Genomic DNA, 26,288 nt, shown 5'->3' with positions numbered 1-26,288 from the left:
TCAGGCCGCGGGCTAGGCGCCGCGGCGAAGGTCGGCGCCGAGCCCCAGGTCCGCGGTGCGGACCGGAAGCCCGGACTCGAGGGACGCGTTGCCCGCGATGCCGACCGACACGGAACGAAGTCCGTCCAAATAGCCGGAGGGGCGTCCCAGCGGGTCCTCGCCGGGGCCGTTGAAGAGATCGGACAGGAGGAGCTCATCGCCGCCGCCGTGGCCTCCTTCGCCGTTGACGATGGGCACCTCGTACGCCGCCTCCCAGTGCCGCTGGACCACCAGTCGTTCACCGTTGCGGCGGACCGCGTCCTCTTCTTCGACGGGCGTCGCCGACGGGTCCACCACGGTCTTCTTGTCCGTGCTGTGCAGGACAGCGGCGCGTTCCACCACTTCAAGTTCCGCCCGGCCTTCGGTTCCGTTGACAGCCACCCGGTAGCCTTCCCAGGGGCTGTGCGCGTTGAGCGAATAGCTGAGGACGGGACCGCCCTGGTAGTCCACCACCAGCGCGAGGTTGTCTTCGATGGTGATTCCGGCCGTGAAGACGTCCTGGTCGCGGCGGTAGCCGTCGAAGTGTTCGTTGTCCAGGAAGAGCGCCTTGAGGCGTTCGTCTTCCCGCAGGTCCAGCGCGAAGGGGTCTTTTTCGGCCGGCCCTGTTCCGGCGGCGGAAGCACCGGCGTCGGGCGTTCCCCGTTCCGGGCGCGGGCCCAGGCCGCGCTCAGCGGCGTTCTTGTCGCCGTAGAACTTCAGGCCGCCCGAAGCGAAAACGCGCTCCGGGACGTCGTCGATCCACCAGTTGACCAGGTCGAAGTGGTGGGATGCCTTGTGGATCAGCAGGCCGCCGGAGTTCTTCTTTTCGCGGTGCCAGCGGCGGAAGTAGTCGGCTCCGTGGACGGTGTCCAGCACCCAGCTGAAGTCGATGGAGGTGACCCTGCCGATCACGCCGCTCTGGATAATTTCCTTCAGGGCGCTGTTGCGCGGCGAGTAGCGGTAGTTGAAGGTGACCACAACATTCCGGCCGGTTTCTTCGACGGCCCTGGTGATCCGGCGGCAGCCTTCGGCATCGATGGTCAGCGGCTTTTCCACCACCACATCGGCACCGGCTTCCAGGCCTTCCACGATGTAGTCGGCGTGGGTGTAGTCCGGCGTGGTCACCACAACGCGGTCAATGTCGTTGTCCCGGATGAACGCCGTCAGGTCGGCGGGATCAAACGCTGCGACGGGACCGGGAGCCCCGAGTTCCTGGATGAGCTTCTGGTAGAACTCCACGCGGCCGGGGTTGACGTCGGAGAAGGCCACGAGTTCGGCGGTGTCCGAGTGCTTGCCGAAGATCGCGCGGATGTACATTTCCGAACGGCCGCCTGTGCCGATCAGCGCGATGCGTGCTTTGCGGACCGGCTTGGAGGAGGCGGCGTCGGCAGTGGTGTCGTCGGCGGCGACGGTACCGCCCGGACTAACGGTGTTGGCTGTATTGGCCATTGCGGTGTAAACCCTTTCGGAAGGCAGGAATCCGGCCGCTTGACGGTCGGTGGCGGTGCGGTGAGAATGATGAGAAAGCGTTTTCTCGGAACGTTATAAGCTTTGTATCAAGACTCTGGCGGTCACGTCAACCATCGTCCCGAACGGGAATGCCCGTAGCGGAAGACGGCGAAGGAGTCGGAGAAGCCCGGAAAGGGGCCACTTTGGGCAGGAGAGCCACCACCCGGCGAATCGGCATTGCCGACGTCGCCCTCAAGGCCGGCGTTTCACACGCGACCGTTTCGCGTGTGATGAACGGCAACTTCACCGTTGACCCCACCATCGCCGAGCGCGTCAGGGCTGCCGCCACCGAACTGAACTACCAGCCGAACCCGGTGGGACGCAGCCTGGCGCTGGGAAAGACGGACACCATCGGCATTGTGGTGCCGGACCTCTCCAACCCCACCTTCCAGGCCATCCTCCGCGGCCTCAGCATGGCCGCCGCCCAGGACGGCTACCGGGTCCTGATCGCCGACTCCTCCGAAGTGTCCAGCGAGGAGGCCATCCTCGCCGGCGAGGCCCGCCGCCGCTGCGACGGACTGGTGCTCTGTGCGCCGCGCATGGGCGACGCCGAACTGGAAGAGCTCGCGCCATCACTCCAGCCCATGGTGCTGATCAACCGCACCACTGTGGACACCCACACGCCCAGCCTCATGGTGGACTACGGCCAGGGTATCCAGGAACTGGCCGAACACCTCGTGGGCCTGGGCCATACGCGGCTTGTTTTCCTGGCCGGACCGGAGCGGAGCGCGTCGAACGGCCTACGCCTCGTCGGACTGGAAAAGTTCACGGCGGCCCACCCCGAGATTGAACTCACAATGCTCGACGGCGGCTCCACCTTCGAAGCGGGGCACCAGTCGGTTGATGCGGTTGTTGCCAGCGGCGCCACCGGAGTTTTGGCCTTCAACGACCTCGTCGCCATGGGCCTGCTCAGCGGGCTCCACGAGCGCGGCGTCAGGGTTCCGGAGGACATTTCCGTCACAGGCTTCGACGACATCCCCTTCGCCCGCTACACCACTCCCACGCTCACCACGGCAGCGGTTCCCATCACCGAGCTCGGCCAGCAGGCGTGGCACCGGATGCGGGATCTGATCCGCCACGTCCCCTCGGACGCAGCCGCCGAACGACCCACGGTGTTTCAGCCCCGGCTCGAAGTCCGCGGCAGCACGGGCCCGGCGAAGGGCTAGCCTCTCCTCGGGAGAGTTTTTGTCCAGATAATGGCACCTGGGACCCCTTTTGGGGCCATTATCTGGACGAAAACTCTCAGCCGGACCTAGGCCACGGGCGGCGCAAGCAGCACATCAATCAGCTGCGTCAGCCCGTCCGCCATGTCCACGTCTTTGTCGTAGAGCCACTGCAGCTGCAGGCCGTCAAAGGCGGCCACCACCAGCCGCGCCAGCTTCGTCGCCGGCACGTCCCGGCGCACTTCCCCGGCATCCTGGCGGCGGCCAATGTCTTCGGCCAGGTCCGTCACCACCTGGGCGTATCGCTCCTGGAAATAGGGGTGGGAATCGTGACCCGGATCATTCGCCGTCGCTGATGCCACCGCATACAGCGTGGTGAGCCCTGGCTCCTTGCGGTTGCGCTCAGCGATCGGCGCCATCAGCTGCAGGCCCACTTCCTCGTGTGCACCGGCGGCCAGGCTTCGCCGGTCCCGTTCGGCCAGCACCGCCGTCAGCAGCTCCTGCTTGCCGCGAAAGTAATGGAACAGGGTGGCTTCCTTGACCCCCACCAGCTCGGCTACGCGTTTGAGCGCCGTACCCTCGAAGCCTTCCGTGGCAAAAACATCCGTGGCCGTCTGGATTATCTGTTCGCGGCGTTCGGCTCCCTTTGCGTACTGGCCGCGTGGCTTCGACGTTGACATTGAGACAGTGTATTTCACTTCTTTGAACAAAAATCTAGTCAGACTTGGTTTTTGTCGCTACCATCATTGTCAGGACCCAATGGAGGGTCACTTTTCGTCAGGAGGCAATGTGGCCGTCAAGACCATTCCCCAGGATTCCGCTGCTACTCCGGCCAGCGGAACCCTGCTCAGCAGCATTTCAACCGGCAGCACCACGAACACCGCCACTCCAGGAGGCTTAGCACCAGTCGGGACATCCTCGACGGCACCGTCCACTGCGCCCCGCGCCTACGTCATCGGAATGCCCATCGCGAGTGCCGGCCTCTGGATGGCCGTACTGGCGCCGGCCCTGGTGGTCCTCGCCATCAAGGTTTCCGAGATCACCACGCCGGACACCCGGGCAGGCGCACTGAGCCTCGTGGCAGGAGTCGGCGCCCTGGTCGCGCTGCTCGCCAACCCGTTCTTCGGCAGGCTCAGCGACCGCACCACGTCACGGTTCGGCATGCGCAAGCCCTGGATCGTCGGCGGCTCCCTCGTAGGGCTCGCGTCGCTGTTCCTGCTGGGTTCAGCCACCGGAGTTGCCGGGGTGCTGATGGCGTGGGTGGTGGCCCAGCTCGGTTTCAACGCCGCCCTGGCAGCGCTCGTGGCAACGCTCCCCGACCAGGCCGCCCCGGCTGAGCGCGGGCGCCTCTCCGGCCTGATCGGCATGACCCTTCCCGTGGGCCTCGTTGCCGCGGCGTTCTTTGCGCAAATGTTCGACAACGCGCTGCAGATGGCCGTGGTGCCCGGCATCGTGGGGACCGGGCTTGCCATCGCCTTTGCCTTCACGTTCAAGGACCGGGTCCTGACCGAGAAGCCTGCACCGCTGAACCTCAAGGAGGTCCTGGGGTCGTTCTACTTCAACCCGCGCACCTACCCCGGCCTGGGGTGGGCCTGGCTCACCAAGTTCATGGTCTACATCGGGTACTGTGCCGGGCTGCTCTACCTGCCGTACTTCTTCACGGACCACCTCCACGTGGCTGAAACCCAGGTCACCAGCCTGGTGTTCCAGGCCACCCTCGTCAGCTCGGCCGGCACTGTTGCCACCAGCCTCCTGGGCGGCTGGATCAGCGACCGCATCGGCAAGCGCAAGGGCATGGTGATCATCTCCGCCCTGATCATGATGGTGGGCCTGATCGTCATTGCCACCAGCAGCACCACCGGCCAGGTCCTGGTGGGCCAGGCGATCGCAGGACTGGGCCTTGGATGCTTCAGCGCCGTGGACGTCGCCCTCATCACCGACCTCCTGCCCGGCAGCCAGGGCGACAACGCCAAGACCTTCGGCGTCTTCAACATCGCCCAGGCACTCCCCCAGTCCCTTGTGCCCGCCGTCGCCTTCCCGGTGATTGCGTTCGGCGGCTACCCCGCCCTGTTCCTCGGCGGTGCGGCCATCGGCATCATCGGCGCCGTCCTCGTTATCCGCATCAAAGGAGTCAAGTAAATGAACCCCGCACTCTCGCCTGCCGTCCTGGTCCCGGCGTCGGATTCCCAGGATGCCGAAGCCCGGATCCGCGAACTCGCCCAGGGCCTCACCCTCGAGCAGCAGGTCCAGCTGCTGACCGGAGCGGACGTCTGGGCCACCCATGCCATCCCCGACATCGGGCTGAGCCGGGTGGTCATGTCGGACGGGCCGTCCGGCGTTCGCGGTGAAGACTTCGATGAGCGTCACGACTCCGTCTCCCTGCCGTCGTCGTCCGCTTTGTCCGCCACCTGGAGCGTCGAAACGGCGCGCCGCTACGGCCAGGTCCTCGGCCAGGAGGCGCGCCGCAAGGGCGTGCACGCCGTCCTCGGCCCCACCATCAACCTGCACCGCTCCCCGCTGGGCGGCCGGCACTTCGAATGCATGAGCGAGGATCCGCGGCTGACCGCAACCATGGCCGCCGGGTATGTTGCCGGCGTGCAGTCCATGGGTGTCGGCGCCACCCCCAAGCACTACCTCGCCAACGAGGCCGAGACGGACCGTTTCACCGCCGACTCGGTAGTTGACGAACGTCCGCTGCGCGAGCTCTACCTGGCGGCCTTCGAGGACGCCATCACCGAGGCCCGCGCCTGGCTGGTGATGAGTTCCTACAACTCCATCAACGGCACCACGGCGAGCGAAAACAAGCTGCTCGAAACCCCGCTGTCCACGGAATGGGGATTCGACGGCGTCGTGGTTTCCGACTGGACCGGGGTCCGCTCCGTCGACGCAGCGAATGCGCACCAGGACCTGGAGATGCCCGGCCCGGTGGGCCATTGGGGCCCCAAGCTGCTGGCAGCCGTGAACGACGGCCGGGTCAGCCGCGAGGCCATCCTGGAAAAGGTCACCCGCATCCTGCGGCTGGCGGCCCGCGTGGGTTCCCTCGAGGGGTTCACCCCCGCGGTGACGGAACTTCCCGCCTCGCTGAACGGCGCCGCCGTCGCCCGTGAAGTGGCTGTCCGCGGCGCCGTACTGGTCCGCAACGAAGGAGGCATCCTGCCGCTGGACGCCAGGAAGCTTGGCAGCGTGGCGGTGATCGGCCACAACGCTGAGGAAGCGCGCACGCAGGGCGGCGGCAGCGCCACGGTGATGCCCAAATACACCGTCTCGCCGCTGCAGGGGCTTCGGAAAGCACTGCCCGACGACGTCGACGTCACCTATGTCCGCGGCGCGAAGGTGGCCGAGGGGCTGCAGGCATTCCCCCGTACGTCGCTCCGCAACCCCGTGTCCGGTGTGCCCGGACTCCGCGTCACGTTCCTTGCCCCGGACGGCTCGGAGATTTCCGGCGAAGACCGCCTTGCCTCGCACCTGATCTGGTTCGGCATCGGAATTCCCGACGGCGCCGCCTCCATTCGGATGGAAACGGACTGGACGGCCGAAACGGCCGGCGTCCACCACCTCGGCGTCGGGACCGTGGGCCGGATCCGTCTCGCGCTCAACGGCATCGAAGTGTTCAACAGCGAGATCGAGGACGACACGGACGTCCTGGGCGCCGCGCTGTTCGATCCGCCCAAGACTGTCCATGCCATCGAAACGGCTGCCGGCCAGAGCGTGCGCATCGAAGCCGAGTACCAGCTGCCGAAGGAGCAGGCCATCCCGTTCACCGCCATCCTGCTCGGCGAGGAAACCGTGGTTGCCGATCCGCAGGCCGAGATCGACGCCGCAGTGGAAGCCGCCCGGGCAGCCGACGTGGCAGTTGTGGTGGTGGGGACCAACGCGGCCATCGAATCCGAAGGCTTCGACCGCAAGGACCTGGACCTCCCCGGCCGCCAGAACCAGCTGGTGGAGGCTGTCGCCGCGGTGAACCCGCGCACGGTGGTTGTGGTGAATTCAGGCTCACCCGTCCTCATGCCGTGGCTGGACAAGGTGGGCGCCGTGCTGCTCGGCTGGTTCGGCGGCCAGGAATTCGGCACCGCCATCGCCGACATCCTGCTGGGCGCCGAGGAACCGGGCGGACGCCTGCCCACCACCTGGCCCGCCGCGCTGGCGGATGTCCCCGTCCTCAACACCACGCCGGTTGACGGCAAGGTGGCCTATTCCGAGGGGATCCACATCGGCTACCGGGCCTGGCTCAAGCAGCAGGCAGCGGGCGGAGCGGCCCCGGCCCTGCCATTCGGCTTCGGCCTGGGCTACACCACCTTTGAGCTGGGCACCGCCCACGCACCGCAGTCGGTCCCGGCCGGGCAGGACGTGGTGGTTCATGTTCCGGTCCGCAACACCGGCACACGCACCGGCCGCGAACTGGTCCAGGTGTACCTCGACCGCGCCGACAGCGCCGTGGAACGGCCGGTCCGCTGGCTCGCCGGCTACGCCGGAACACACCTGGCACCGGCAGGCACGGACAGCGTCGAAGTGCGCATCCCGGCGAAAGCCTTCGCGCATTACGACGGCGGATGGCAGTTCGAGCAGGGCACGTTCCGCCTGCTGGTGGGCCGGCACGCGGCTGACGATTTCCAGGTACTGGAGATCGAACTGCGCTGACGCCCCCACCCCTCCTTCCCCTTCCGAGTTTTTGTCCAGATAACGTGAGATAAACAGGCCCTTGGGCACGTTATCTGGACAAAAACGCCAGAGGGCTAAGGCCGGGCAGGGTCCGAATCCTTCGGATCCAGCCCGGCCTCTTTGTAATAACCCTCGATATGGGCTGCCACGAGCCCGGCTGCCCTGCCGCCGTCGTGGTGGTTAATGGCCGCGAGGATCTCGCGGTGCTCGGCGCGGAGCCGGTCGGCAGTGGCCTCCCAGTCGGGAAGGTTGGCCGTCAGCCTACCGGCGTAGCTTTGGATCGCTTCGCGCAGGGAGCCCATCATGGCACTGACCACGGCGTTGCCGGCAGCTTCGGCGAGGGCCAGGTGGAAGCGGACGTCGAGGGCCAGGAATTCGTCGGTGTCCGGGCACGCCTCCATCTTTTCCAGCAGCTCGGCGGCCTCTGCCAGCGCCGGGGAGTCCGTTCGGGCCCGGGCAACCGCCCAGGATTCAAGCAGGACGCGGGTCTGCACAATATCCGCCACGGGCAGGTGCGAGGTGGCCACGTGGAGTCGCAGCGCCGATCCGAGCGCCGCCGTCGGGTCGGCGATGACCACCGTGCCGGCATCGGGACCGGATCCCACCCCGGCGCGGACTACCCCCATGGCTTCCAGGACGCGGATCGCCTCACGGACAGAGGTGCGCGAGACCTGCAGATGTTCGGCCAGCATCCGCTCCGCCGGCAGCCGACCACCCAGTGCCAGTTCGCCGCTGGAAAGCTGGTTCTCGATCCACTGCAGGACCAATTGATGGGTACGCATGGGCCAATGGTACTTGATGTGGTTGGACCACATCCCTTAGAGTGTGGTTAGACCACAGGCCACCTGTCCAGAGCCACCCCAGCCCGATGCCCCGGAGGCAGCAATGACGCACACTATCCAGCCCAACAACCCCGAGGCCACCCCGGCCCCTGACACAACGGACGTTCCGTCCACGGCCGCCGGCGCCGCACCCGGAGTGTCCATAACCGGCGCAACGTTGTCCGGCGCAGTGAACCGGGCCGCAGCAGCAGTCCCGGCCGCGCTCAAGCGCCGCGTGCCGAAGTACTCGGACCTCGCGCCGCTGATGCAGTTCAAGAAGCCCGAGTTCAGCCGCGCCGCGAAGCTGCAGCGCGCCAGCACCATCTGGGAGCTGCGGGACATGGCCAAGCGCCGCACCCCGCAGGCACCGTTCGATTACACCGACGGCGCCGCCGAAGCCGAAATCACCCTGCGGCGCGCCCGTGAAGCCTTCCTGGACATCGAGTTCCGGCCGGGCATCCTCCGGAACGTCTCCAGCATCGACCTGGGCACCGACATCCTGGGTAAGCCGTCCCGCCTGCCCGTCGGCATCGCGCCCACCGGCTTCACCCGGATGATGCAGTCCGAAGGTGAGTACGCCGGTTCGCAGGCCGCTGAGGCCGCCGGCATTCCCTACACGCTCTCCACCATGGGCACGGCGTCCATTGAGGATGTCGCCCAGGCGGCACCCAACGGACGCAACTGGTTCCAGCTGTACCTGTGGACGGACCGCGACCGCTCCCTCGAACTGATCGAGCGCGCCGCCAAGGCAGGAAACGACACCCTGATGGTCACTGTGGACACCGCCGTCGCCGGCGCCCGCCTCCGCGACGTCCGCAACGGCATGACCATCCCGCCGGCACTGACCATCAAAACCGTGCTGGATGCGTCCTACCGTCCGGCCTGGTGGTTCAACTTCCTCACCCACGAGCCGCTGACGTTTGCGTCGCTCTCGCGGTACACCGGCACCGTGGCGGACCTGATCAACTCCATGTTCGACCCCACCCTGACGTTCGAGGACCTGGACTGGCTGCGCGAAACCTGGAAGGGCAAGCTCGTGGTCAAGGGGATCCAGACCGTGGAGGACGCCCGCAAAGTAGTGGACCACGGCGCCGACGGCGTGGTGCTCTCCAACCACGGCGGACGCCAGCTGGACCGTGCGCCCATCCCGTTCCACCTGCTGCCCGGCGTCAAGGAGGCCTTCACCAAGGACAACTCCGACGCCGCCATCATCCTGGACACCGGCATCATGAGCGGGGCGGACATCATTGCCGCGCTGGCCCAGGGCGCCGACTTCACGCTGATCGGCCGCGCGTACCTCTACGGCCTCATGGCCGGCGGCCGGGCCGGCGTGGACCGCGCCCTCCAGATCCTGGAAAAGGACATGACCCGCACCATGGCGCTGCTGGGCGTCAGCAAGCTCTCCGAGCTCACCCCGGACCACGTCCGGATCCTCGGCAGGTAGGCCGGGCCCGTTTTCGGAGACCCGCCCAACTGACTAGCAGTTAACGCTCCCAAAACGCGTTTTCACAGCGTTAACTGCTGGTCAGTTGGGTGAAGCCGGGCTACTTCTTGCGGCCGAACTTGGGCAGGTTCGCGATGAGGTCGGCGGCTTTTGTGGCGGCCCGGCCCACGGTGCGGCCGATCTGCTGCGGGACGGTGTCATCCCCGGCCGTGGCCACCGGAATCGCTACGGCCGGGCTCAGCTGACCGCCTTCCGAGGCACCGGGCACTGCTGCTGACCCGGACGGACGGACTGTGCCCGCAGCCGCGGCCACCGGCGACGGCGTGGCCGCTTCCGACGCCTGCACGGTTTTTTCCTCCAGAATCTGGGCGGCCGGTGAGCTGACGACGGCGGCACGCGGCCCGACGTCGAACGTCTCCAGCCAACTGGCGACGCCGGCAAGCGGTTTGGGGTTCAGCGCGTAGTAGCGCTTCTGGCCCTGGGCGCGCATGCTGACCAGATCGGCCTCGCGAAGCACTTTCAAATGTTTGGAGATGGTGGGCTGGCTGGCGTCCAGTTCCTCAACCAGCTCCCCCACTGCTTTGTCCCCCGAGCGGAGGGATACCAGAATGTCACGCCGGGTTGCCTCAGCAATGACGGCAAATACGTCGTCTGTCACCATGGGATCCACCCTAGCGACATATACGCCGGATGGCATCCACTATTTCCTCCTGCGCACAACGGCCATTGCCCCGCACCTGCCGCAGTGCTACAACGGACTCACGGTTGCCCCGGGCTGTCCGGCTGCGGCCGCTCAAACATGAGGGGTGGGTGGCCATGGATTTCCTGCGCCAGCAGCTGTTCAACATCATCGCGTTTGTGTTTTTGGGCTTGTTTGTGGCGGTCTGGGGATCCGTGCTGCTGCGCGTCGGGTTCTGGGTGCCCGACGGCAGGACGGTCGCTCCGCCCCTCAACGGAGCCCTGGTGACTGCGGCGGGCGTGCTGGCCACGTCCCTGAGCTCCCTGACCGCATCGGCCCTGGGGTTCACCATTGCCGAAGTCCGCCGCGATGAGGAAGCCCGCCGTGACCTGAAACCTGGCCAAGCCGGCGCCACCGTTGCCTTCAACCCGGCCGAGGTCACGGCCCGGCTGTCCGGCCGGATCGTGGCCGCGGTGGTGGTTTACCTGGCAGTGGGGCTGCTGGTCCTGCTGCTCTGGCTGGTCAAGGGAACGGCGTCAACGGACCTCATCGGCGCCTTCGCCTTGTCACTGCTTGGCTGGCTCATCGGCGCCGCCGGGGTGGTTTTCCAGACGGAAAAGCCACTCGCCTAATTGAACCCGGTGCTAGTCGAACCGGGTGCTAGTCGAACCAGGGGTCCAGGCCGTACAGCGGAAACACTTCCTTGCGCGTGGCCATCACGGTTCGGTCCACCTCGTCGTTGGGATCGAAGCCGACCTCCCAGGAGCGCCACCACAGATCAACGTCGTCGCCCATCAGCGCGGGCGCCGTCACTCCATAGATGGCCCCGTACTTGTCCTGGACGTACTGCCGCCAGTCCTCGGGAACGGGCGTCCGGAGCGGCACGGGCCTGCCCGCCGCAACGGCAATGAGGTGGCTCCAGGAGCGCGGCACCACGCTGATCACGTTGTAGCCCCCTCCGCCGGTGGCAATCCACCGGTTGCCGCAGTAGCGGGCCGCGAGATTCCCGACGGCGGTGGCCGCCTCACGCTGACCGTCCACGCTGATGTTGAGGTGCGTCAGGGGATCGAGCCGGTGCGAGTCGCAGCCGTGCTGGCTCACGATCACCTCGGGCTCGAAGGCGCCGATCAGCTGCGGAACCACGGCATGGAACGCCCGCAGCCAGCCGGCGTCGCCCGTTCCGGCCGGAAGGGCCACATTGACCGCGCTGCCCTGGGCGTTGGGGCCGCCGATCTCGTTGGCGAAGCCCGTCCCGGGAAACAGTGTCAGTCCGGTTTCGTGCAGGGAAATGGTGAGGACCCTCGGGTCATCCCAGAAGATGCTCTGCGTCCCGTCACCGTGGTGGGCGTCAACGTCGATATATGCCACCCGCTGCACACCGCCGTCGAGCAGTTTCTGGATGGCCAGGGCGGCATCGTTGTAGATGCAGAAGCCGCTGGCCCGCTCCCTCGCGGCGTGGTGCATGCCGCCGCCGAAGTTGACTGCCCGGACAGCGCTGCCGTCCAGGATCGCGCTGGCCGCCATCAGTGAACCGCCGGCAAGCCGCGCGCTGGCCTCATGCATGCCGGCGAAAGCGGGGTCGTCCTCGGTGCCCAGGCCCCGCTCCAGGTCGGGGACGCCCGGGTTCAGGCTGACCTGCCGGACCGCAGCCACGAATTCGGGGCTGTGGACGGTGCAGAGTTCGTCGTCGCCGGCCACTTCCGGGGCGGCCACGGTGACGTGCCCCAGGTCCAGCAGGCCAAGGCTGCGGGCAAGGCGCGCGGTGAGCTCCATGCGTTCCGGTGCCATCGGATGCCCGTGGCCGAAGTTGTAGGCAGTCATGGCCATGTCCCACACCACCATCGTTGGCAGTGCGGGCTGCGTGAGTCCGGGCAGGAATGTCATCAAGGACAGGCTACCTGAGCCGGGCACCCGGATTTCCCGGTCATCGCGCGGAATATAGTGGTTTACTACTGAAGGAAGCCGATTCAACCGAGGAAAAGCCGCACATGACGCAAAGCCAGCCGAGGTCCCAGAGCCCGGCTAACTGGCATCCCGGCATGCCGGAGCGTGAGGGCCTGTGGATTTTCACGGGAATCCGCGACTTTATCGACAACATCGCCAACACGTCGCCGGCACGGCTGGCGCTGACCGCGTTCGGTGTCGTCATCGTCTTGTTCACGGGGCTTCTGTCCCTGCCGGCGTCCTCTGCCTCCGGCGATTTCACTCCCCTGCACCAGGCGCTCTTCACCGCGGTGTCCGCGGTCTGCGTCACCGGCCTGACCGTCGTTTCCACCGCGGTGCACTGGTCCTTCTTTGGCCAGCTGGTCATCCTGATCGGCATTTTCGTCGGAGGCCTGGGCACGCTGACGCTGGCCTCGCTGCTGGCGCTGATGGTCAGCAAGAAGCTAGGCGTCCGCGGGAAGCTGATTGCCCAGGAAGCCATGAACAACGCCGGCCGCCTTGGCGAAGTGGGCACCCTGCTGCGGATCGTCATCACCACCTCCGTGGTCATTGAGGCTGCCCTCGCCGTTGCCCTGGTCCCCCGCTTCCTTGCGCTGGGAGAGAGCCTCGGCCAGTCGGTGTGGCATGGCGTCTTCTATGCCATTTCGGCCTTCAACAACGCCGGTTTCACGCCGCACTCGGATGGCATCGTCCCGTACGAGACCGATCTCTGGATCCTGGTCCCGCTGATGCTCGGCGTCTTCCTGGGCAGCCTGGGTTTTCCCGTGGTGATGGTGCTGCAGCAGAACGGGCTGAACTGGAAGAAATGGAACCTGCACACCAAGCTGACCATCCAGGTGTCGTTCATCCTCCTGGCGGCCGGAACGGTGCTGTGGGGGCTCATGGAGTGGGAGAACATGCGGACCATCGGTTCCATGGACATCGGCGACAAAATCACCCACTCGCTGTTCGCCTCCGTGATGACCCGGTCCGGCGGCTTCAACCTGGTGGACCAGAACCACATGGAATCCACCACCATGCTCCTCACCGATGCCCTGATGTTCGCCGGCGGCGGTTCGGCCTCAACGGCCGGCGGCATCAAGGTGACCACCATCGCCGTCATGTTCCTGGCCATCGTGGCCGAGGCCCGCGGCGACGCCGATGTGAAGGTTTACGGCCGCACCATCCCGCAGGGAACCATGCGGGTGGCCATCTCGGTGATCGTCGCGGGCGCCACGCTTGTCTCCGTCTCAGCCTTCATGCTGCTGCACATCAGCGGGGCGTCCCTCGACCGGGTGCTCTTCGAAACCATCTCAGCCTTCGCCACCGTGGGCCTCAGCACGAACCTCAGTGCCGAGCTGCCGCCGTCGGGCGTTTATGTCCTGTCCGCGCTGATGTTTGCCGGACGCGTGGGCACCGTAACCCTCGCCGCTGCGCTGGCCCTGCGCCAGCGCAGCCAGCTGTACCACTACCCGGAAGAGAGGCCCATCATTGGCTGATTCCTCAGGCGCCGTAAATCGCCCCGCCCACAACGCCCCCGTGCTGGTGATTGGACTGGGCCGCTTCGGCTCATCCACCGCCGAACAGCTGGTCAAACAGGGTCGCGAGGTCCTGGCGATCGAACGCGACCGCAACCTGGTGCAGAAATGGGCCCCCGTGCTCACGCACGTCGTCGAGGCCGACGCCACCAACATCGACGCCCTGCGGCAGCTCGGCGCGCAGGAGTTCAGCTCCGCCGTGGTGGGGGTGGGCACGTCCATCGAGTCCTCGGTGCTGATCACCGTGAACCTTGTGGACCTCGGAATCCAGCACCTCTGGGTCAAGGCGATCACCCCGTCCCATGGCAAGATCCTGACCAGGATCGGTGCCAACCACGTGATCTACCCGGAGGCCGACGCCGGCGTCCGTGCCGCGCACCTGGTGTCCGGACGGATGCTGGACTTCATCGAGTTCGACGACGACTACGCGATCGTGAAGATGTATCCGCCGCGGGAGACTGTCGGGTTTACCCTCGAGGAATCCAAGGTCCGTTCCAAGTACGGCGTGACCATTGTGGGCGTGAAGACCCCGGGCGAGGACTTCACGTACGCCCGCCCGGAGACCAAAGTGTCATCGCGGGACATGCTGATCGTGTCCGGCCACGTGGACCTGCTGGAACGGTTCGCCGCCCGCCCGTAGCCGGGGGCCCGAGTTTTTGTCCAGATAATGGCACCAAAGCGGTCCCGAAAGGGCATTATCTGGACAAAAACTCGTAGGGTCCGCTCGGTGAGCCGTCAGCCCAGTTGCTTCGTGATTTCGGCTGCGCGGGCGGCCGCGGCACGGGCGCCGGCGGCGATGATCGCCGGCAGGCCCCGTTCATCGAACGTTGCTATGGCGCGTTCCGTGGTGCCGTTGGGGCTGGTCACGGCCTTGCGCAGGGCGGCGGGATCCGCGCCAGGCTCGGCCAGCATCAGGCCGCCTCCGGCAACCGTTTCCCGTGCCAGCAGCAGCGACAACTCCGGATCGAGTCCGAGCTCGACGCCGGCGGCAGCCATCGCCTCGGCCAGGTAGAACACGTAGGCCGGCCCCGAACCGCTGATGGCGGACAGCGCGTCCACTTGTTCTTCGGGCACCTCCACCACAGTGCCGGCACCCTTGAGGATGTCCTTGGCCAGCTGCAGCTGTTCGGCCGAGCAGTTGGTACCCGGCGAGACGGACACGACGCCGCGGCCCAGCTTGGCAGGGGTATTGGGCATTGTGCGGATCACCGGCTGGCCGGCTGGCAGCGCGGCTTCAAGCTGCGCGATGGACACCGCGGCGGCAACGCTGACCACGATGGCTTTCGGGGAAAGCGAACCGCTGATTTCCCGCGCGAGGTCGGCAATTCCCACGGGCTTGACGCCGAGAATTACGACGTCGGCGCCGGTGGCCGCCTGCTTGTTGTTCTCAGGCTCCTCCTCGCCGGCAATGGCCGTGATGCCTGCGTGGCGCTCGGCAAGTTCGGCGGCACGCTCCGCGCGCCGGACTGTGGCCACCACGTCCGCCGGGTCGGTTCCGGCCTCCAGCATGCCGCTCATGACGGCCTCGTTCATGGATCCACAGCCAAGGAATGCGATTCGGTTGCTCATTGGTCCATCATTGCAGTTCGGCGCTCGTTGTCGCATCCGGAGCCTGCAGACCGGACGGCCTCCAGCCGAGCGGCGGCAGCGGACGGGGACAGCCCCGCCCCCATTCACAGCTGGCTCACATGCTCGGCGCAGCTTCCTCACAAAGTCGGCCCCTAACGTAGTTATTACCTCATTGAGGGTGCGAGTGATGCGGCAAGCATGGGGATGTTTGCCCGGCACCGGTGGTCTGCAGCAGGTTTCCCCCATTTTCCTGCGAGGCCGCCGGTGCTTTCTCATTTAAGTCCCGGCGCAGCACTGCGTCCGGCCAGACCAGGCAGTGCCGGGCAGCGGACGTCTTGCCAGCCAACGCACAGGGAAAACTCCCGGAACACCCAAAATGGGTCTGTACCTTGGAAGGTGCCTCACAGGTGCGAGTGATGACAGCCTGTTCTTCGGAACCGGCGGAGCGCCGGGCGGCTGCGGAAGGGTTCCCCCAATTCCTTCGGCAGGACCGCCCGGCGTTTTCTCTTTAACGCGGCCGATCCGCCGCGGGCAGACCGAGGAGCCTGCCTTCCAGGAAACGCCGCTCGGCCGCGTTGCCTGCCAGCCCCAGCGCCATGAGGTATTCCTCCCTGGCTTCGGAGAAGCGGCCCAGGCGCCGGAGCAGATCAGCGCGTACGGAATGGAACACCCCGTAGCCTGCCAGTTCCAGGGTGTCCACCAGCCCGAGGCCTGCCTCCGGGCCGTGCACTTCGGCCACGGCCACCGCGCGGTTAAGGGCCACCACCGGGCCCGGCGACGCGTGCAGGAGCTGATCGTACAACCGCAGGACCTGTTCCCAGTCCGTTTCCTCTGCCGACGGGGAATCGCTGTGCACCGCGTTGATGGCGGCCTGGAGCTGATACGGTCCCGGCTGGTTCCGGCGAAGGCACCGGCGGACCATTGCCTGCCCCTCGAGGATCAGGTCCTTGTCCCACAGCTGCCTGTCCTGGTCCGCCAAAAGCACCATGCCGCCGTCGGGCGTCATCCTGGCTGCGTGCCGAGATTCGATAAGCAGCAGCAGCGCCAGAAGCCCCTGGGCTTCGGGTTCATCCGGCATCAGGGCCACCAGGAGCCGGGCCAGCCTGATAGCCTCCCCGCAGAGCTCGCCGCGGACCAGTGCTTGGCCGGAGCTCGCGCTGTAGCCCTCGTTGAAGATGAGGTAGACGACGGCGAGCACCGCTGTGAGGCGCTCCGGCAGCTCCGCGCCGCGGGGAACACGGTAGGGAATCCGGGCATCCCGTATTTTCGCCTTGGCCCGGACCAGCCGCTGGGCCATGGTCTTTTCCGGCACCATGAAGGCGCGCGCTATCTCCGCGGTGCTCAGGCCGCCCAGGAGGCGGAGAGTCAGCGCCACGCGGGCCGGGTTTCCCAGGGCGGGGTGGCAGCAGGTGAAGATGAGCCTCAGCGTGTCATCGCGCACGCCGGCCTCCTCTCCCAGCTCATCCATCAGCAGCTCCTCGGGCGCCGCTCCGGAGGCATCACCGGTGCGGGCATGCAGCAGGGCTGCTTGGGCGTATTTGTCGTCGCGGGCGGCGTCACGCCGGAGCCGGTCGATGGCCCTGTTGCGGGCAGTGGTGATAATCCATCCGGCCGGGCTGGGCGGGACGCCGCTGGAGGGCCAGCGTTGCACCGCCGCCGTGAACGCGTCCTGGACGGCGTCCTCGGCGACGTCGATGCTGCCGAATACCCGGACCAGCACTGCCACGGCGCGGCCGTATTCCCGGCGGAAGATCCGGGCTATCTCGCCGCTGGAAGCCTCCGAGGCGGAACCCCCGGCAGCGGAACCGCGCCCCGTCATCCGGACGTCTCCGAGGGCTTAGTGCTGGAAGGGGCGGACTTCGACCGGCAACGTCACGATCTTGGCCAGTCGGCGGGCCCAGTTCAGGGCGGCGTCGAGGTCGTCCACGTCGATGACAGTGAAGCCTCCCAGGTGCTCCTTGCCTTCGGTGTACGGGCCGTCGGTGACAAGCACGTCGTCCCCCTGCGGCCGCAGGACGGTGGCCGTGTCCGCGGGATGGAGCCCCGCGGCGAAAACCCAGGCGCCGGCCGCCTTCATCTCCAGGTTCAGGCCTTCCAAACCGCGCATGATGGGCTCCAGGAACTCCCCGTCCGGGACGGGACCGTCAGGCTGGTAGATGCTGAGCAGATACTGTGACATTTGGTTTTCCTCCTTGAGGATCCGGCCGGCGGGGTGCCGGCCTCTCACCTCCTATACGAACGGCTCCCGCCCGTATCGACACACCTCCCCCGCCCCTTTGCGGAGAATCCTGCTACGCCTCGCGTGCACCGACCAGCGGGTGGCTCAGGTGCTGGCGCGCGAACTTCAGGGTTTCGTTAAGCCACAGTTCGCGTTCCCCCGCGAACTTTGCCCGCCGGGTGGAAATTTCCGCCACCACCACGCCGTCGAATCCGCTGCCGGCCAGATGCTGCAGCGCTTCCGCACAGCCCTGGTTGCCGCGGCCTGGAATCAAGTGCTCGTCCCGGCCGGAACCGGATCCGTCCGTGAGGTGGATGTGCCTGAGTTTGCTGCCGAGAGCCTTGATCGCCTCAACACTGTTGGCCCCCGCGGTGGCGGCGTGCGAGAAGTCCCACGTGACGTCGTCGTAATCCTGTCCCAGCGGGTCCCAGTGCGGCAGGTAGGCAACCGTCTCCCGGCCCCGCACGCGCCACGGGTACATGTTTTCGACGGCGATCCGCACCTGGTACATGTCGGCGAGCTGGCGGATGCCTGCCGGGAAGTTCTCCGCGTAGTTGTTCTGCCAGCGGAACGGCGGATGGACCACCACGGTCCCGCAGCCCACTTCACGCGCCATCCGGCAGGACATTTCGATCTTGTTCCATGCCGAACCCCAGACCTTCTGGGTCAGCAGCAGCGTGGGCGCGTGGATGGACACGATCGGCTGCCGGTAACGGTGGCTGAGCTCCAGGAGGGAGTGCGGGCTCTGGCTGGTGGCGTTGTTGGTGACCATCACTTCCACGCCGTCAAAACCAAGGTCCTGGGCCACGGCGAAAGCATCGTGCACGCTCAGCGGGTAGACAGATGCGCTGGACAGCGCCACCGGGATCACGCGTTTTTCCTCCGGGGAACGTTCGACGGCGGTGCTCATCTCAGTCAGCCCTCCCGCCGGAGACGGTGGCAGCGGCCGGGGTGGAGTCGGGGCCAGCGACGCTGGCCGGGGCGGTTGTGGTCGCGGCAGCGGGGGCCGCAACGGGAGGCAGCACCACCTGGTGGGCCGGTTCCAGGGGTCCTTCAAAGATCAACTGGTCCAGCCTGCGGAGGATCAGTCCTTCCCGGAGCGCCCAGGGGCAGATCTTGACCTTCTTGAATGCGAAGAGTTCCAGGGCTGCCTCGGCCACGAGGGCTCCTGCGAGGAGCTGGTTGGCCCGGGCTTCGGAGACACCGGGGAGGTGCAGCCGGTCTTCGGTCTTCATGGCAGAGATCCGCTGCGCCCAGATGCCAAGGTCCGTGGCGCCCAGTTCGCGCTTGACGTAAGGTCCGGCCGCGCTGGGGGCTGCACCGGCGATCCGGGCCAGGGAACGGAAGGTTTTGGAGGTCCCGGCCACCACGTTGGCCCTGCCCAGATCGTTGAAGCTTCGCACGGCAGGCTTGAGGGTTGCCCGGATGTAGCGGCGGAGCTCTTTGACGCTCTTCGCGGTGGGCGGGTCTTCCTGCAGCCAGTCCCGGGTGAGGCGGCTCGCGCCAAGCGGCACGGACGTGGCCAGCTCAGGGAGCTCGTCCTGGCCCAACGCCATTTCGAAGGATCCGCCGCCGATGTCGAGGTTCAGGATGGGCCCGGCGCCCCAGCCGTACCAGCGCCGGACGGCGAAGAACGTCATGGACGCTTCTTCGCTGCCGGTGAGCTCCTGGAGCGTCACGGTGGTTTCGTGCTTGACCCGGGCCAGCACCGCAGGACCGTTGGTGGCTTCGCGGATGGCGGAGGTACAAAAGGCCAGCAGCTCCTGGGCTTTGTGTTTGGCCGCGAACTCCCACGCTTCCAGGACGAATTCAATGAGTTCGTGCTGGCCGGCATCGTTGATGTTTCCATCGGCGTCGAGGAACTGCACCAGCGAGAGCGGACGTTTATGCGAGGCGAAGGGCACCGGCCGCGCGCCGGGGTGCGCGTCAACCAGGAGCAGATGGACAGTGTTTGAACCGATGTCGAGGACGCCTAGACGCATTCTGCCATTATTCACCGATGGCTAGCCGCCGGCGCAACTGCGTCGGCGGCTAGCCTCTCCAAGTCGGAATGAAACTGCAGCTACTCGGCTGCCGGAGTGCCCGAATCCTCTGCGGGCTGGTCGGCACGCTTGAAGTCGCGCCGGATGTTGGCGACACCTTCGGGATCGATTTCGAAGCCGAAGGCGCTGCCCGGGTTGATCACCATGCCAAGCTCATCCCCGAGGTTGCCGATGATGGCGGCTCCCTGGGTGCCCAGGACGTTGGGGGCGGCGTCGAGGAACTGCTGGTCCACCCGGCTCGGGTGCGAGAACACGGCCAGCACGGGCTTGCCCTCGGCGTTGGACAGCACCAGGGGTTCCACCTGTGCGTCCTCGCCCTCAAGCGCATCGGAGCTGATGATGTAGACCTCGTTGTTGAGGAAGGACAGGATGACGTCCACCGGGTTGGCATCCGGCTGGTCACCTGTGGCGAGCTTCTCTTCGAGGTCGTTCAGGGGCTGGATTTCCTCGGGTACAGGCTGTTCAGTCATACATCTACTCGACCACGTTTGCCGGGCGGGACGCAATTCCGCTGTTGCCGGGCTTCGACTTCGTGGGTGCGGGCCGGAGGCTGCGTTCCGGAACACAGGCCCCGGCCGGCAGCCGCGATCTCATCCACCCAGGAGCCGCAGAAGGCGCCCTTTCATGCCCTGTTCGTCGAACAGGTCCTTCCAGCCGATGCGCAGGATCCGCCACCCTTGTTCGGTCAACAGCTTCTCCCGTTCGCGCTCTTCATAAATCACTTGGGCTGTCGGTTTGTAATCGAAGTACTTTGACTTTCCATCGAACTCCAGGGCAGCCCGAAGGTCAGGCCATGCAAAGTCGAATCGGTAGGTGCCGCGGATCGTTTGAACCGGAAATTGGAGCACAGGGGCGGGGAACCTCAGCCGCGCGATGAGGTCTCTGGCCAATGACTCGCCGGGCGACTCCGACAGTGGGTGGGCAAAAGCCAGGGCCCGGCGAAAACCGGCAACGCCCCGGGCTCCGGCCAGTCCGGCGCAGGCCGATTCCAGTCGGCGCCGGTCGCATCCGCTCCGCAGCCCGTGATCCAGGAGGATCAGGACTTGCCGGTAGTTGAGCATCAGGGCGCAGTCCAGCACGGTCCGGTCTAGCGACGTCACGGGCAAGCCATCTATCTCCAGACGGTCTCCGGGCAGAAGAGGACTCGAATGGGCCCTGACGTCGGCAGCGTGCGATCCCCGGGCGGCATGGTACGGAATGGTTACGTGTATCAGGCTGTCGGCTCGCCACAAATACAGCCGATGCAAGCGAGCTGCGGACGTGTGGCTGAACGTCAGTCCGTCAGCAGAAGCCGGCAGGGTCCGCTTGCTGTACGCGGTAAGTCGGGTCCGCTCCCTGTCGCCGTCCGAGAGGCCATTCCAGAAACTTCCGCGGGCCATGACGCCCGTGCGGACCCTGACAAGGGATCCTGCCCGGAGGTGCTCATTGATTCGCCGCTTGCTGAGCCCCTGCGCAAGTAGCTCGTCCGTGCGCCACATGATCTCGCCTCTGGGAAGCGGAAATGCAGCGGGGGCGTGATCCGGCGCCAGGGAAAGAGGCACCCTTCGGTTGGAGCCGGAACGTGCACCGGCCTCCTCCGGCAGGGGAGGCACTATGGCGGCCGCGGGTGAGCTCTGTGAGACCCGGCCATCCGCCGACGAGGTCCCGATTTCGGCCCACATGTCAGCGAGCGGATCAGTTGCTTCATGCGGGCGGGTGTTTGCCTGATGGGTCATTCCATCAGCTTCCACTGGCGGCCGACGCCTTGGAATCGCCCGGCCGGGCCATGTGGAAAACCCTGGACGCGGGTGCGGGCCGGAGGCTGCGTTCCATAACACAGCCGCCGGCCCGCACCCACGGTCTCGATGCACTACTTCTTGGCGACAGCCTTCTTCTTCGCCGGGGCCTTGCGCGCGGCAGGACGTTTGGCCGGGCCCTTGGCGCGCTTCTCCGCCAGCAGTTCCACGGCCTGCTCGCGCGTCAGTTCCTCCAGCGAGGTGGACCGCGGAACAGTGATGTTGGTGATCCCGTCGGTGATGTAGGGGCCGAAGCGGCCTTCCTTCACCACGATGTTCTTCTCCGACACCGGGTCCGGACCGAACTCGGCGAGCGGCGGGACGGCCGCACGGGCTCCACGCTGCTTTGGCTGGGAGTAGATCTCCAGTGCCTGCTCGAGGGTGATCGTGAAGATTTCCTCTTCGGAACCTATGGAACGCGAGTCCGTGCCCTTCTTCAGGTACGGGCCGAAGCGGCCGTTCTGCACGGTGATGACGTTGCCTTCGGCGTCCTCGCCGAGCGCGCGCGGCAGGCTCATGAGCTGCAGGGCCTCGTCCAGGCTGACCGTGTCCACGCTCATGGCCGCGAAGAGCGAGCCGGTGCGCGGCTTGGCCTTGACGGGTTTCTTCGGCGGCTTCGGCTTACCGTTCTTGTAGTACTCCACCGGCTGGTTGGCCAGCTGCTCGTCCGTCATCTCCGGGATGATTTCCGTGACGTAGGCACCGTAGCGGCCGTTCTTAGCGACGATCGTGTGGCCCGTGTGCGGGTCTTCGCCGAGGACCCGTTCCTCCGGCGCTGCAGTCTCCATCAGCTCTTTGGCCTTGGCGGCCGTCAGCTCATCCGGAGCCAGGTCCTCCGGGACGTTGGCGCGCGCCGACTCCACCACCTCGCCGGTCTTCGGGTCGACCGTGGGGACCGAGCTCTCTAGGTAGGGGCCGAACTTGCCCACGCGCAGGGTGATGCCCTCGGCGATCGGCACGGAGTTGATTTCCTTGGCGTCGATTTCGCCAAGGTTGTTCACGATGCTCAGCAGGCCGGGGTCGGAGTCTTCGCCGTAGTAGAAGTGCTTGAGCCAGGCGGGTCCGGCTTCCTGGCCGTTGGCGATCTTGTCGAGGTCCGCTTCCATGTCGGCCGTGAAGTCGTAGTCCACGTAGTCGTGGAAGTGCTGCTCGAGCAGCCGGATCACGGAAAAGGCGATCCAGCTCGGTACCAGGGCGGAGCCCTGCTTCCGGACGTAGCCGCGGTCCTGGATGGTGGAGATCGTGGAGGCATAGGTGGACGGGCGGCCGATGCCCTTCTTTTCCAGTTCCGCAGTCAGGGACGCTTCGGTGTAACGCGGCGGCGGTGAGGTCTCATGGCCGACGGCAACGATCTCCGAGGCCGTGAGGGCGTCGTCCTTGGCCACATTGGGAAGGCGGCGCGCTTCCTCGGAGTCGTCGTCCCCGCGGCTTTCGTCCTTGCCTTCCTCGTAGGCGGCGAGGAAGCCGGGGAAGGTGATGACGGTGCCGGACGCCGAGAACTCGGCGTCGCGGCCGTCCGCAGCCACCGCGCCGAGGCGGATGGTGGCCGTGGAGCCCTTGGCGTCACCCATCTGGGAGGCAACGGTGCGCTTCCAGATGAGCTCGTAGAGCCGGAATTCGTCACCCGAGAGCTGCTTGGCCACTTGCGCCGGGGTGCGGAAGGAGTCGCCGGCGGGGCGGATGGCCTCGTGGGCTTCCTGCGCGTTGGCTGCCTTGCCGGTGTAAACCCGGGGCGACTGCGGCACGTACTCCGGACCGTAGAGCTCGGCGGCCTGGCGCCGGGCGGCCGTTACGGCTTCATCACTCAGCGCGGACGAGTCCGTACGCATATAGGTGATGTAGCCGTTTTCGTAGAGGCGCTGGGCCACCTGCATGGTGCTCTTCGAGGAGAACCGCAGCTTGCGGCCCGCCTCCTGCTGCAGCGTGGAGGTAGTGAACGGCGCCGCCGGACGGCGGGTGTAGGGCTTGGTGTCGACGGAGCGGACACGGAATTCCGCGGTCTGCAGTCCCGCTGCCAGCGACGTGGCAAGTTCCTCGTTCAGGTGCGTGACGTTGCGCGAGGTGAGTTCGCCGTCGTCGTTGAAGTCCCGGCCGCTGGCCACTTTGGCGCCGTCGACGGCGGCGAGCTTCGCCTTGAAAGACGACGTCGCGCCGTTGCCGGCACCGAACTGGCCGGTGAGGTCCCAGTAGGACGCGGCCTTGAATGCCATGCGTTCCCGTTCGCGGTCAACCACCATGCGGGTGACCACGGACTGTACACGGCCGGCGGACAGGCCGCGGGCCACCTTGCGCCACAGCACCGGGGAAATTTCGTAGCCGTACAGGCGGTCCAGTACGCGGCGGGTTTCCTGGGCGTCCACGAGGTCCTGGTCGACATCGCGCAGGTTGCCCATGGCGCGCTGGATGGCTTCCTTGGTGATTTCACCGAACGTCATCCGGTAGACCGGGACCTTGGGCTTGAGCACTTCCAGCAGGTGCCACGCGATGGCCTCGCCCTCGCGGTCCCCATCGGTTGCGAGATAGAGGGCGTCAGCGTCCTTGAGCGCCGCCTTGAGCTCAGTCACCTTTTTCTTCTTGTCCGGGGACACCACGTAGTAAGGCTTGAAGTCGTGTTCGATGTCGACGGCGAACTTGCCGATCGAGGTCTTCTTGAGTTCGGCGGGGAGCTCGGACGGCTGCGGCAGATCACGAATGTGACCGATGGAGGCCTCAACGATGAAGCCCTCGCCCAGGTACTTGGCGATGGTCTTGCTCTTGGCCGGAGACTCCACAATCACGAGTTTCTTGCCGGTTTTGGCCTTGCTTGGCACGGTGCTCCTACAGAAAAAGGTTGGCTCGGGCAGATGAGCCCATACTCGCCTAGTTCACCATATTTTGGAGGATGATGCGCATTCATGTGGAAAACGGGTGCCGGGGATCACTTACGGTCGTCCGGAATCAGGGACCACATTGTGGCCATTCGCTCGGCACCCTCGGGGACCTGGTCCGGGTCCTCAAGCTCGTATTCCCTGAGCAGTCCGAACACCCTCGCGGTCAGCTCCGCCCGCTGCGCCGGGGTCAGGTACAACAAGTCGCTGGACAGCACCACTACACCGGGCGCCTCGATCGATTCGTTGTTATTCCGGCGCTCGTCGCGGACCCTGGCGTATGCATCGACCCTGCGCCGAAAGGCATCCAGTTCGAGGTCCAGAACGGCAAACTCGGGACTGGCCACGCCGCCGCCTGAGTTGATGGTGAAGTCCGTTCCGGCGGCCCGCCACCGGCGCTCCCTCGCGTCACCCGCAGTGGCGGCAGGCTCCACGATGCCCCACTTCTGCAAGGCCCGCAGGTGGTAGCTCATGGCACTCGGTGTCAGGCCCGTCTGGGCGGCAAGCTCCGTTGCCGTCCGGCTGACCTGCGTGGAATACAGTTCCGAGATCACTTCCAGGCGTGCGGCGTGGGCAAGCGCGCGGATTGCCTTGGGATCGGTGATCTCCACTTTCTTTTCCGGCCGGACCCTGCGCTTGGCGCCCTCTGGCGCGGCCGGCGCCGGTTCCGGGGTCTCTGCATTCACACCTTCATTCTATCGACCCGCCGGCAGGTCTGAAAGAAACGCTTGACATCCCCGTTCGCCGGGGAGTAGCTTCGCGGACATGGGGGACACCGCCGGGCCATCGCCTGCCTTATTACAAGTAAATTCAGCCCTCTGGCGAAACCGCGATTTCCTGTTGGCGAGCAGCGCCCGGTTCATGGCTGCCGCGGGCATGGGTGCCGTCGTGGTCAGCGTGATGCTGCATCTGCAGGCCGCCACTGCGGCCGGCACGGTTTCCTTTGCCGGGTCCTGGCTGGTGGCCGCATACCTTCTATGCTCTGCGATGCCGCTGGTGATTCTCGCCCCATGGGCCGGCAGACTGGCGGATACAAGGGATTCCCGGACGCTCGCGACGGCGGCTTCCGCCGGAAGTGCCGCCGCCGTTGCAGGCATGGGCCTGAGTATGCACTACCTGGAAAACCACATTCCCGCGCTCTTTGCGCTGACACTTGTGCTGAACGCCTGCCAGGCTGTGGCCGGGCCGACGTTCCAAGCCTTGTTGCCCCGGATCGTCGGTGAAGAGCGCACACCCCGCGCCGTGGGCACCATGCAGGCAACCATCATGATCGCGGGAATGGCCGGGCCTGCGGCAGGTGGACTGCTGAGTGGCTGGGGCGGCTCCCTGCTGGTGTTTTCCGTAGCGAGCGCCTGCTATGTCCTGATGGGGGCAGGTGCGTTCCTGATCCGGACCAGGAGGGGCACTGCAGCCGAACGGGCCGGGCGGAAGCAGCCCGCTTTGATGGACGGTCTCCGGCTTATCCGGCGTGACAGCCTCGTATGGGCACTGGTGCTCGGCGCGCTGTTCTTCATTGCCGTAGGAGAGGCAACCAACGTCCTTGAGGTGTTCCTGGTACGCGGCGAGATGGGCGCCTCCGAAACGCAGTACGGACTGCTCGTTGCCGCTTTTGCGCTGGGAATGGCGGTGGGCGCCGCCCTCGCCGGCCTGATCAAGACACCCCCGGTGCGCCTCCGGATCCTGCTGGGGTCGATGGCCTTGACGTCCGCAGTGCTCGCAGTTATCGGGCTGGTGCCCACCTTGGACATCATGTTCGTCGCCTACACCGGGATGGGGGTGGCCTGCGGTGTCCTCAATGCCTGTTTCGGGGCGATCGTGATCCTCAGGATGCCCGAGGAAGGCCGCGGCCAGGCGATGTCCATGATCGGCGGCCTGACCCGCGCCATCACTATTGCAGCGTTGGCGTTCGGCGGGCTCCTTGGGGCCCTGCTTCCGGTCCGGACCGGTTTCCTGTTGATCGGCGGGACCGGAGCGGTGGTGTCCCTGGCGATTGCCATCACCGTGCTGTGGCGCTTCGGTTCACAGGATTTGGCTCCGGGCGTCCCGGACGGTGCCGCCCACAC

The 26,288-nt window shown here is 66.3% G+C and carries 21 protein-coding genes and 1 pseudogene; 8 read left to right on the top strand and 14 right to left on the bottom strand.

Annotation, left to right across the window (positions count from 1 at the left end):
• Positions 1–12: 12 nt before the first annotated feature.
• Positions 13–1,467, bottom strand: a complete 1,455-nt coding sequence (locus ACFVWT_RS00780; RefSeq protein WP_390244351.1) for a Gfo/Idh/MocA family protein — start codon at positions 1,465–1,467, stop codon at positions 13–15.
• Positions 1,468–1,670: 203 nt separating this feature from the next.
• On the opposite strand from ACFVWT_RS00780, the gene ACFVWT_RS00775 reads away from it, so the two are divergent.
• The gene (locus ACFVWT_RS00775) at positions 1,671–2,693 is read left to right on the top strand and encodes a LacI family DNA-binding transcriptional regulator (protein WP_390244349.1); all 1,023 of its coding nucleotides are present in this window, start codon (positions 1,671–1,673) and stop codon (positions 2,691–2,693) included.
• 86 nt (positions 2,694–2,779) lie between these two features.
• Here the strand turns inward: ACFVWT_RS00775 and ACFVWT_RS00770 are convergent, their stop codons facing one another.
• Positions 2,780–3,370, bottom strand: coding sequence for a TetR/AcrR family transcriptional regulator (locus ACFVWT_RS00770; protein WP_390244347.1), 591 nt, complete (start codon positions 3,368–3,370; stop codon positions 2,780–2,782).
• 109 nt (positions 3,371–3,479) lie between these two features.
• Between ACFVWT_RS00770 and ACFVWT_RS00765 the strand changes: the two genes are divergently transcribed.
• Positions 3,480–4,829 carry an MFS transporter gene (locus ACFVWT_RS00765; RefSeq protein ID WP_390244345.1) on the top strand — a complete coding sequence of 450 codons (1,350 nt, stop codon included), beginning with the start codon at positions 3,480–3,482 and terminating at the stop codon, positions 4,827–4,829.
• Entirely contained in the window at positions 4,830–7,328 is a 2,499-nt protein-coding gene (locus tag ACFVWT_RS00760; protein ID WP_390244343.1) for a beta-glucosidase, read from the top strand.
• 95 nt (positions 7,329–7,423) lie between these two features.
• On the opposite strand, the gene ACFVWT_RS00755 is transcribed toward ACFVWT_RS00760, so the two are convergent.
• Positions 7,424–8,131, bottom strand: a complete 708-nt coding sequence (locus ACFVWT_RS00755; RefSeq protein ID WP_390244341.1) for a FadR/GntR family transcriptional regulator — start codon at positions 8,129–8,131, stop codon at positions 7,424–7,426.
• A gap of 103 nt (positions 8,132–8,234) precedes the next feature.
• Between ACFVWT_RS00755 and ACFVWT_RS00750 the strand changes: the two genes are divergently transcribed.
• The gene (locus ACFVWT_RS00750) at positions 8,235–9,614 is read left to right on the top strand and encodes an alpha-hydroxy-acid oxidizing protein (protein WP_390244339.1); all 1,380 of its coding nucleotides are present in this window, start codon (positions 8,235–8,237) and stop codon (positions 9,612–9,614) included.
• A gap of 100 nt (positions 9,615–9,714) precedes the next feature.
• Here ACFVWT_RS00750 and ACFVWT_RS00745 read toward each other — a convergent pair whose 3' ends face one another.
• Entirely contained in the window at positions 9,715–10,275 is a 561-nt protein-coding gene (locus tag ACFVWT_RS00745; RefSeq protein ID WP_390244337.1) for an ArsR/SmtB family transcription factor, read from the bottom strand.
• A 155-nt stretch (positions 10,276–10,430) separates the two neighbouring features.
• Between ACFVWT_RS00745 and ACFVWT_RS00740 the strand changes: the two genes are divergently transcribed.
• A complete protein-coding gene (locus ACFVWT_RS00740) occupies positions 10,431–10,925 on the top strand; it encodes a hypothetical protein (RefSeq protein ID WP_390244335.1) in 495 nt (164 codons plus the stop codon).
• A 28-nt stretch (positions 10,926–10,953) separates the two neighbouring features.
• On the opposite strand, the gene ACFVWT_RS00735 is transcribed toward ACFVWT_RS00740, so the two are convergent.
• The gene (locus ACFVWT_RS00735) at positions 10,954–12,177 is read right to left on the bottom strand and encodes an acetoin utilization protein AcuC (protein ID WP_390244333.1); all 1,224 of its coding nucleotides are present in this window, start codon (positions 12,175–12,177) and stop codon (positions 10,954–10,956) included.
• A gap of 104 nt (positions 12,178–12,281) precedes the next feature.
• Here ACFVWT_RS00735 and ACFVWT_RS00730 point away from each other — a divergent pair, with 104 nt between their 5' ends.
• Complete coding sequence (locus ACFVWT_RS00730; RefSeq protein WP_390244331.1) at positions 12,282–13,715, top strand: TrkH family potassium uptake protein; 1,434 nt, start codon at positions 12,282–12,284, stop codon at positions 13,713–13,715.
• A complete protein-coding gene (locus tag ACFVWT_RS00725) occupies positions 13,708–14,394 on the top strand; it encodes a TrkA family potassium uptake protein (RefSeq protein WP_043437835.1) in 687 nt (228 codons plus the stop codon). The genes ACFVWT_RS00730 and ACFVWT_RS00725 overlap by 8 nt, the downstream gene beginning before the upstream one ends.
• Positions 14,395–14,489: 95 nt before the next feature.
• On the opposite strand, the gene proC is transcribed toward ACFVWT_RS00725, so the two are convergent.
• The 9 genes from proC to ACFVWT_RS00680 all read right to left on the bottom strand — a co-directional run bounded on the left by proC (position 14,490) and on the right by ACFVWT_RS00680 (position 24,911).
• On the bottom strand, positions 14,490–15,323 hold the full coding sequence (proC, locus tag ACFVWT_RS00720; protein WP_390244329.1) for a pyrroline-5-carboxylate reductase: 834 nt from the start codon (positions 15,321–15,323) through the stop codon (positions 14,490–14,492).
• A gap of 508 nt (positions 15,324–15,831) precedes the next feature.
• Positions 15,832–17,142, bottom strand: coding sequence for an RNA polymerase sigma factor (locus tag ACFVWT_RS00715; RefSeq protein WP_390244327.1), 1,311 nt, complete (start codon positions 17,140–17,142; stop codon positions 15,832–15,834).
• An 18-nt stretch (positions 17,143–17,160) separates the two neighbouring features.
• Complete coding sequence (locus ACFVWT_RS00710) at positions 17,161–17,502, bottom strand: YciI family protein (protein WP_390244325.1); 342 nt, start codon at positions 17,500–17,502, stop codon at positions 17,161–17,163.
• A 112-nt stretch (positions 17,503–17,614) separates the two neighbouring features.
• Positions 17,615–18,451 carry a sugar phosphate isomerase/epimerase family protein gene (locus tag ACFVWT_RS00705; RefSeq protein ID WP_390244323.1) on the bottom strand — a complete coding sequence of 279 codons (837 nt, stop codon included), beginning with the start codon at positions 18,449–18,451 and terminating at the stop codon, positions 17,615–17,617.
• Between the two features lies 1 nt (position 18,452).
• Positions 18,453–19,523 (bottom strand): Ppx/GppA phosphatase family protein, encoded by a 1,071-nt coding sequence (locus ACFVWT_RS00700; RefSeq protein ID WP_390244321.1) that lies wholly within the window; start codon positions 19,521–19,523, stop codon positions 18,453–18,455.
• A gap of 80 nt (positions 19,524–19,603) precedes the next feature.
• Positions 19,604–20,053, bottom strand: coding sequence for an SseB family protein (locus ACFVWT_RS00695; protein ID WP_390244319.1), 450 nt, complete (start codon positions 20,051–20,053; stop codon positions 19,604–19,606).
• A gap of 120 nt (positions 20,054–20,173) precedes the next feature.
• A complete protein-coding gene (locus ACFVWT_RS00690) occupies positions 20,174–20,683 on the bottom strand; it encodes a hypothetical protein (protein WP_390244317.1) in 510 nt (169 codons plus the stop codon).
• A gap of 749 nt (positions 20,684–21,432) precedes the next feature.
• Positions 21,433–24,168, bottom strand: a complete 2,736-nt coding sequence (gene topA / locus ACFVWT_RS00685) for a type I DNA topoisomerase (protein ID WP_390244315.1) — start codon at positions 24,166–24,168, stop codon at positions 21,433–21,435.
• 107 nt (positions 24,169–24,275) lie between these two features.
• The gene (locus ACFVWT_RS00680; protein WP_390244313.1) at positions 24,276–24,911 is read right to left on the bottom strand and encodes an ArsR/SmtB family transcription factor; all 636 of its coding nucleotides are present in this window, start codon (positions 24,909–24,911) and stop codon (positions 24,276–24,278) included.
• A 79-nt stretch (positions 24,912–24,990) separates the two neighbouring features.
• On the opposite strand from ACFVWT_RS00680, the pseudogene ACFVWT_RS00675 reads away from it, so the two are divergent.
• Positions 24,991–26,235 (top strand): annotated as a pseudogene (locus tag ACFVWT_RS00675) (MFS transporter); the annotation flags it as partial.
• Between the last annotated feature and the right edge of the window lie 53 nt (positions 26,236–26,288).

It is taken from the genome of Arthrobacter sp. NPDC058288, from assembly GCF_042880995.1.
Classification (GTDB): Bacteria; Actinomycetota; Actinomycetes; order Actinomycetales; family Micrococcaceae; genus Arthrobacter.
The sequence above is the reverse complement of the archived record's forward strand: the minus strand, read 5'-3'. Positions and strand labels throughout refer to the sequence as shown.

Excerpts from the sequence above, each read along its gene's own strand:
- ACFVWT_RS00715 (WP_390244327.1), bottom strand. The coding sequence starts at position 17,142 with ATGACGGGGCGCGGTTCCGCTGCCGGGGGTTCCGCCTCGGAGGCTTCC.
- ACFVWT_RS00750 (WP_390244339.1), top strand. The coding sequence starts at position 8,235 with ATGACGCACACTATCCAGCCCAACAACCCCGAGGCCACCCCGGCCCCT.
- ACFVWT_RS00770 (WP_390244347.1), bottom strand. The coding sequence starts at position 3,370 with ATGTCAACGTCGAAGCCACGCGGCCAGTACGCAAAGGGAGCCGAACGC.
- ACFVWT_RS00740 (WP_390244335.1), top strand. The coding sequence starts at position 10,431 with ATGGATTTCCTGCGCCAGCAGCTGTTCAACATCATCGCGTTTGTGTTT.
- ACFVWT_RS00745 (WP_390244337.1), bottom strand. The coding sequence starts at position 10,275 with ATGGTGACAGACGACGTATTTGCCGTCATTGCTGAGGCAACCCGGCGT.
- ACFVWT_RS00705 (WP_390244323.1), bottom strand. The coding sequence starts at position 18,451 with ATGAGCACCGCCGTCGAACGTTCCCCGGAGGAAAAACGCGTGATCCCG.
- ACFVWT_RS00760 (WP_390244343.1), top strand. The coding sequence starts at position 4,830 with ATGAACCCCGCACTCTCGCCTGCCGTCCTGGTCCCGGCGTCGGATTCC.
- ACFVWT_RS00700 (WP_390244321.1), bottom strand. The coding sequence starts at position 19,523 with ATGCGTCTAGGCGTCCTCGACATCGGTTCAAACACTGTCCATCTGCTC.
- ACFVWT_RS00780 (WP_390244351.1), bottom strand. The coding sequence starts at position 1,467 with ATGGCCAATACAGCCAACACCGTTAGTCCGGGCGGTACCGTCGCCGCC.
- ACFVWT_RS00755 (WP_390244341.1), bottom strand. The coding sequence starts at position 8,131 with ATGCGTACCCATCAATTGGTCCTGCAGTGGATCGAGAACCAGCTTTCC.
- ACFVWT_RS00695 (WP_390244319.1), bottom strand. The coding sequence starts at position 20,053 with ATGACTGAACAGCCTGTACCCGAGGAAATCCAGCCCCTGAACGACCTC.
- ACFVWT_RS00735 (WP_390244333.1), bottom strand. The coding sequence starts at position 12,177 with ATGACATTCCTGCCCGGACTCACGCAGCCCGCACTGCCAACGATGGTG.
- ACFVWT_RS00730 (WP_390244331.1), top strand. The coding sequence starts at position 12,282 with ATGACGCAAAGCCAGCCGAGGTCCCAGAGCCCGGCTAACTGGCATCCC.
- ACFVWT_RS00710 (WP_390244325.1), bottom strand. The coding sequence starts at position 17,502 with ATGTCACAGTATCTGCTCAGCATCTACCAGCCTGACGGTCCCGTCCCG.
- proC (WP_390244329.1), bottom strand. The coding sequence starts at position 15,323 with ATGAGCAACCGAATCGCATTCCTTGGCTGTGGATCCATGAACGAGGCC.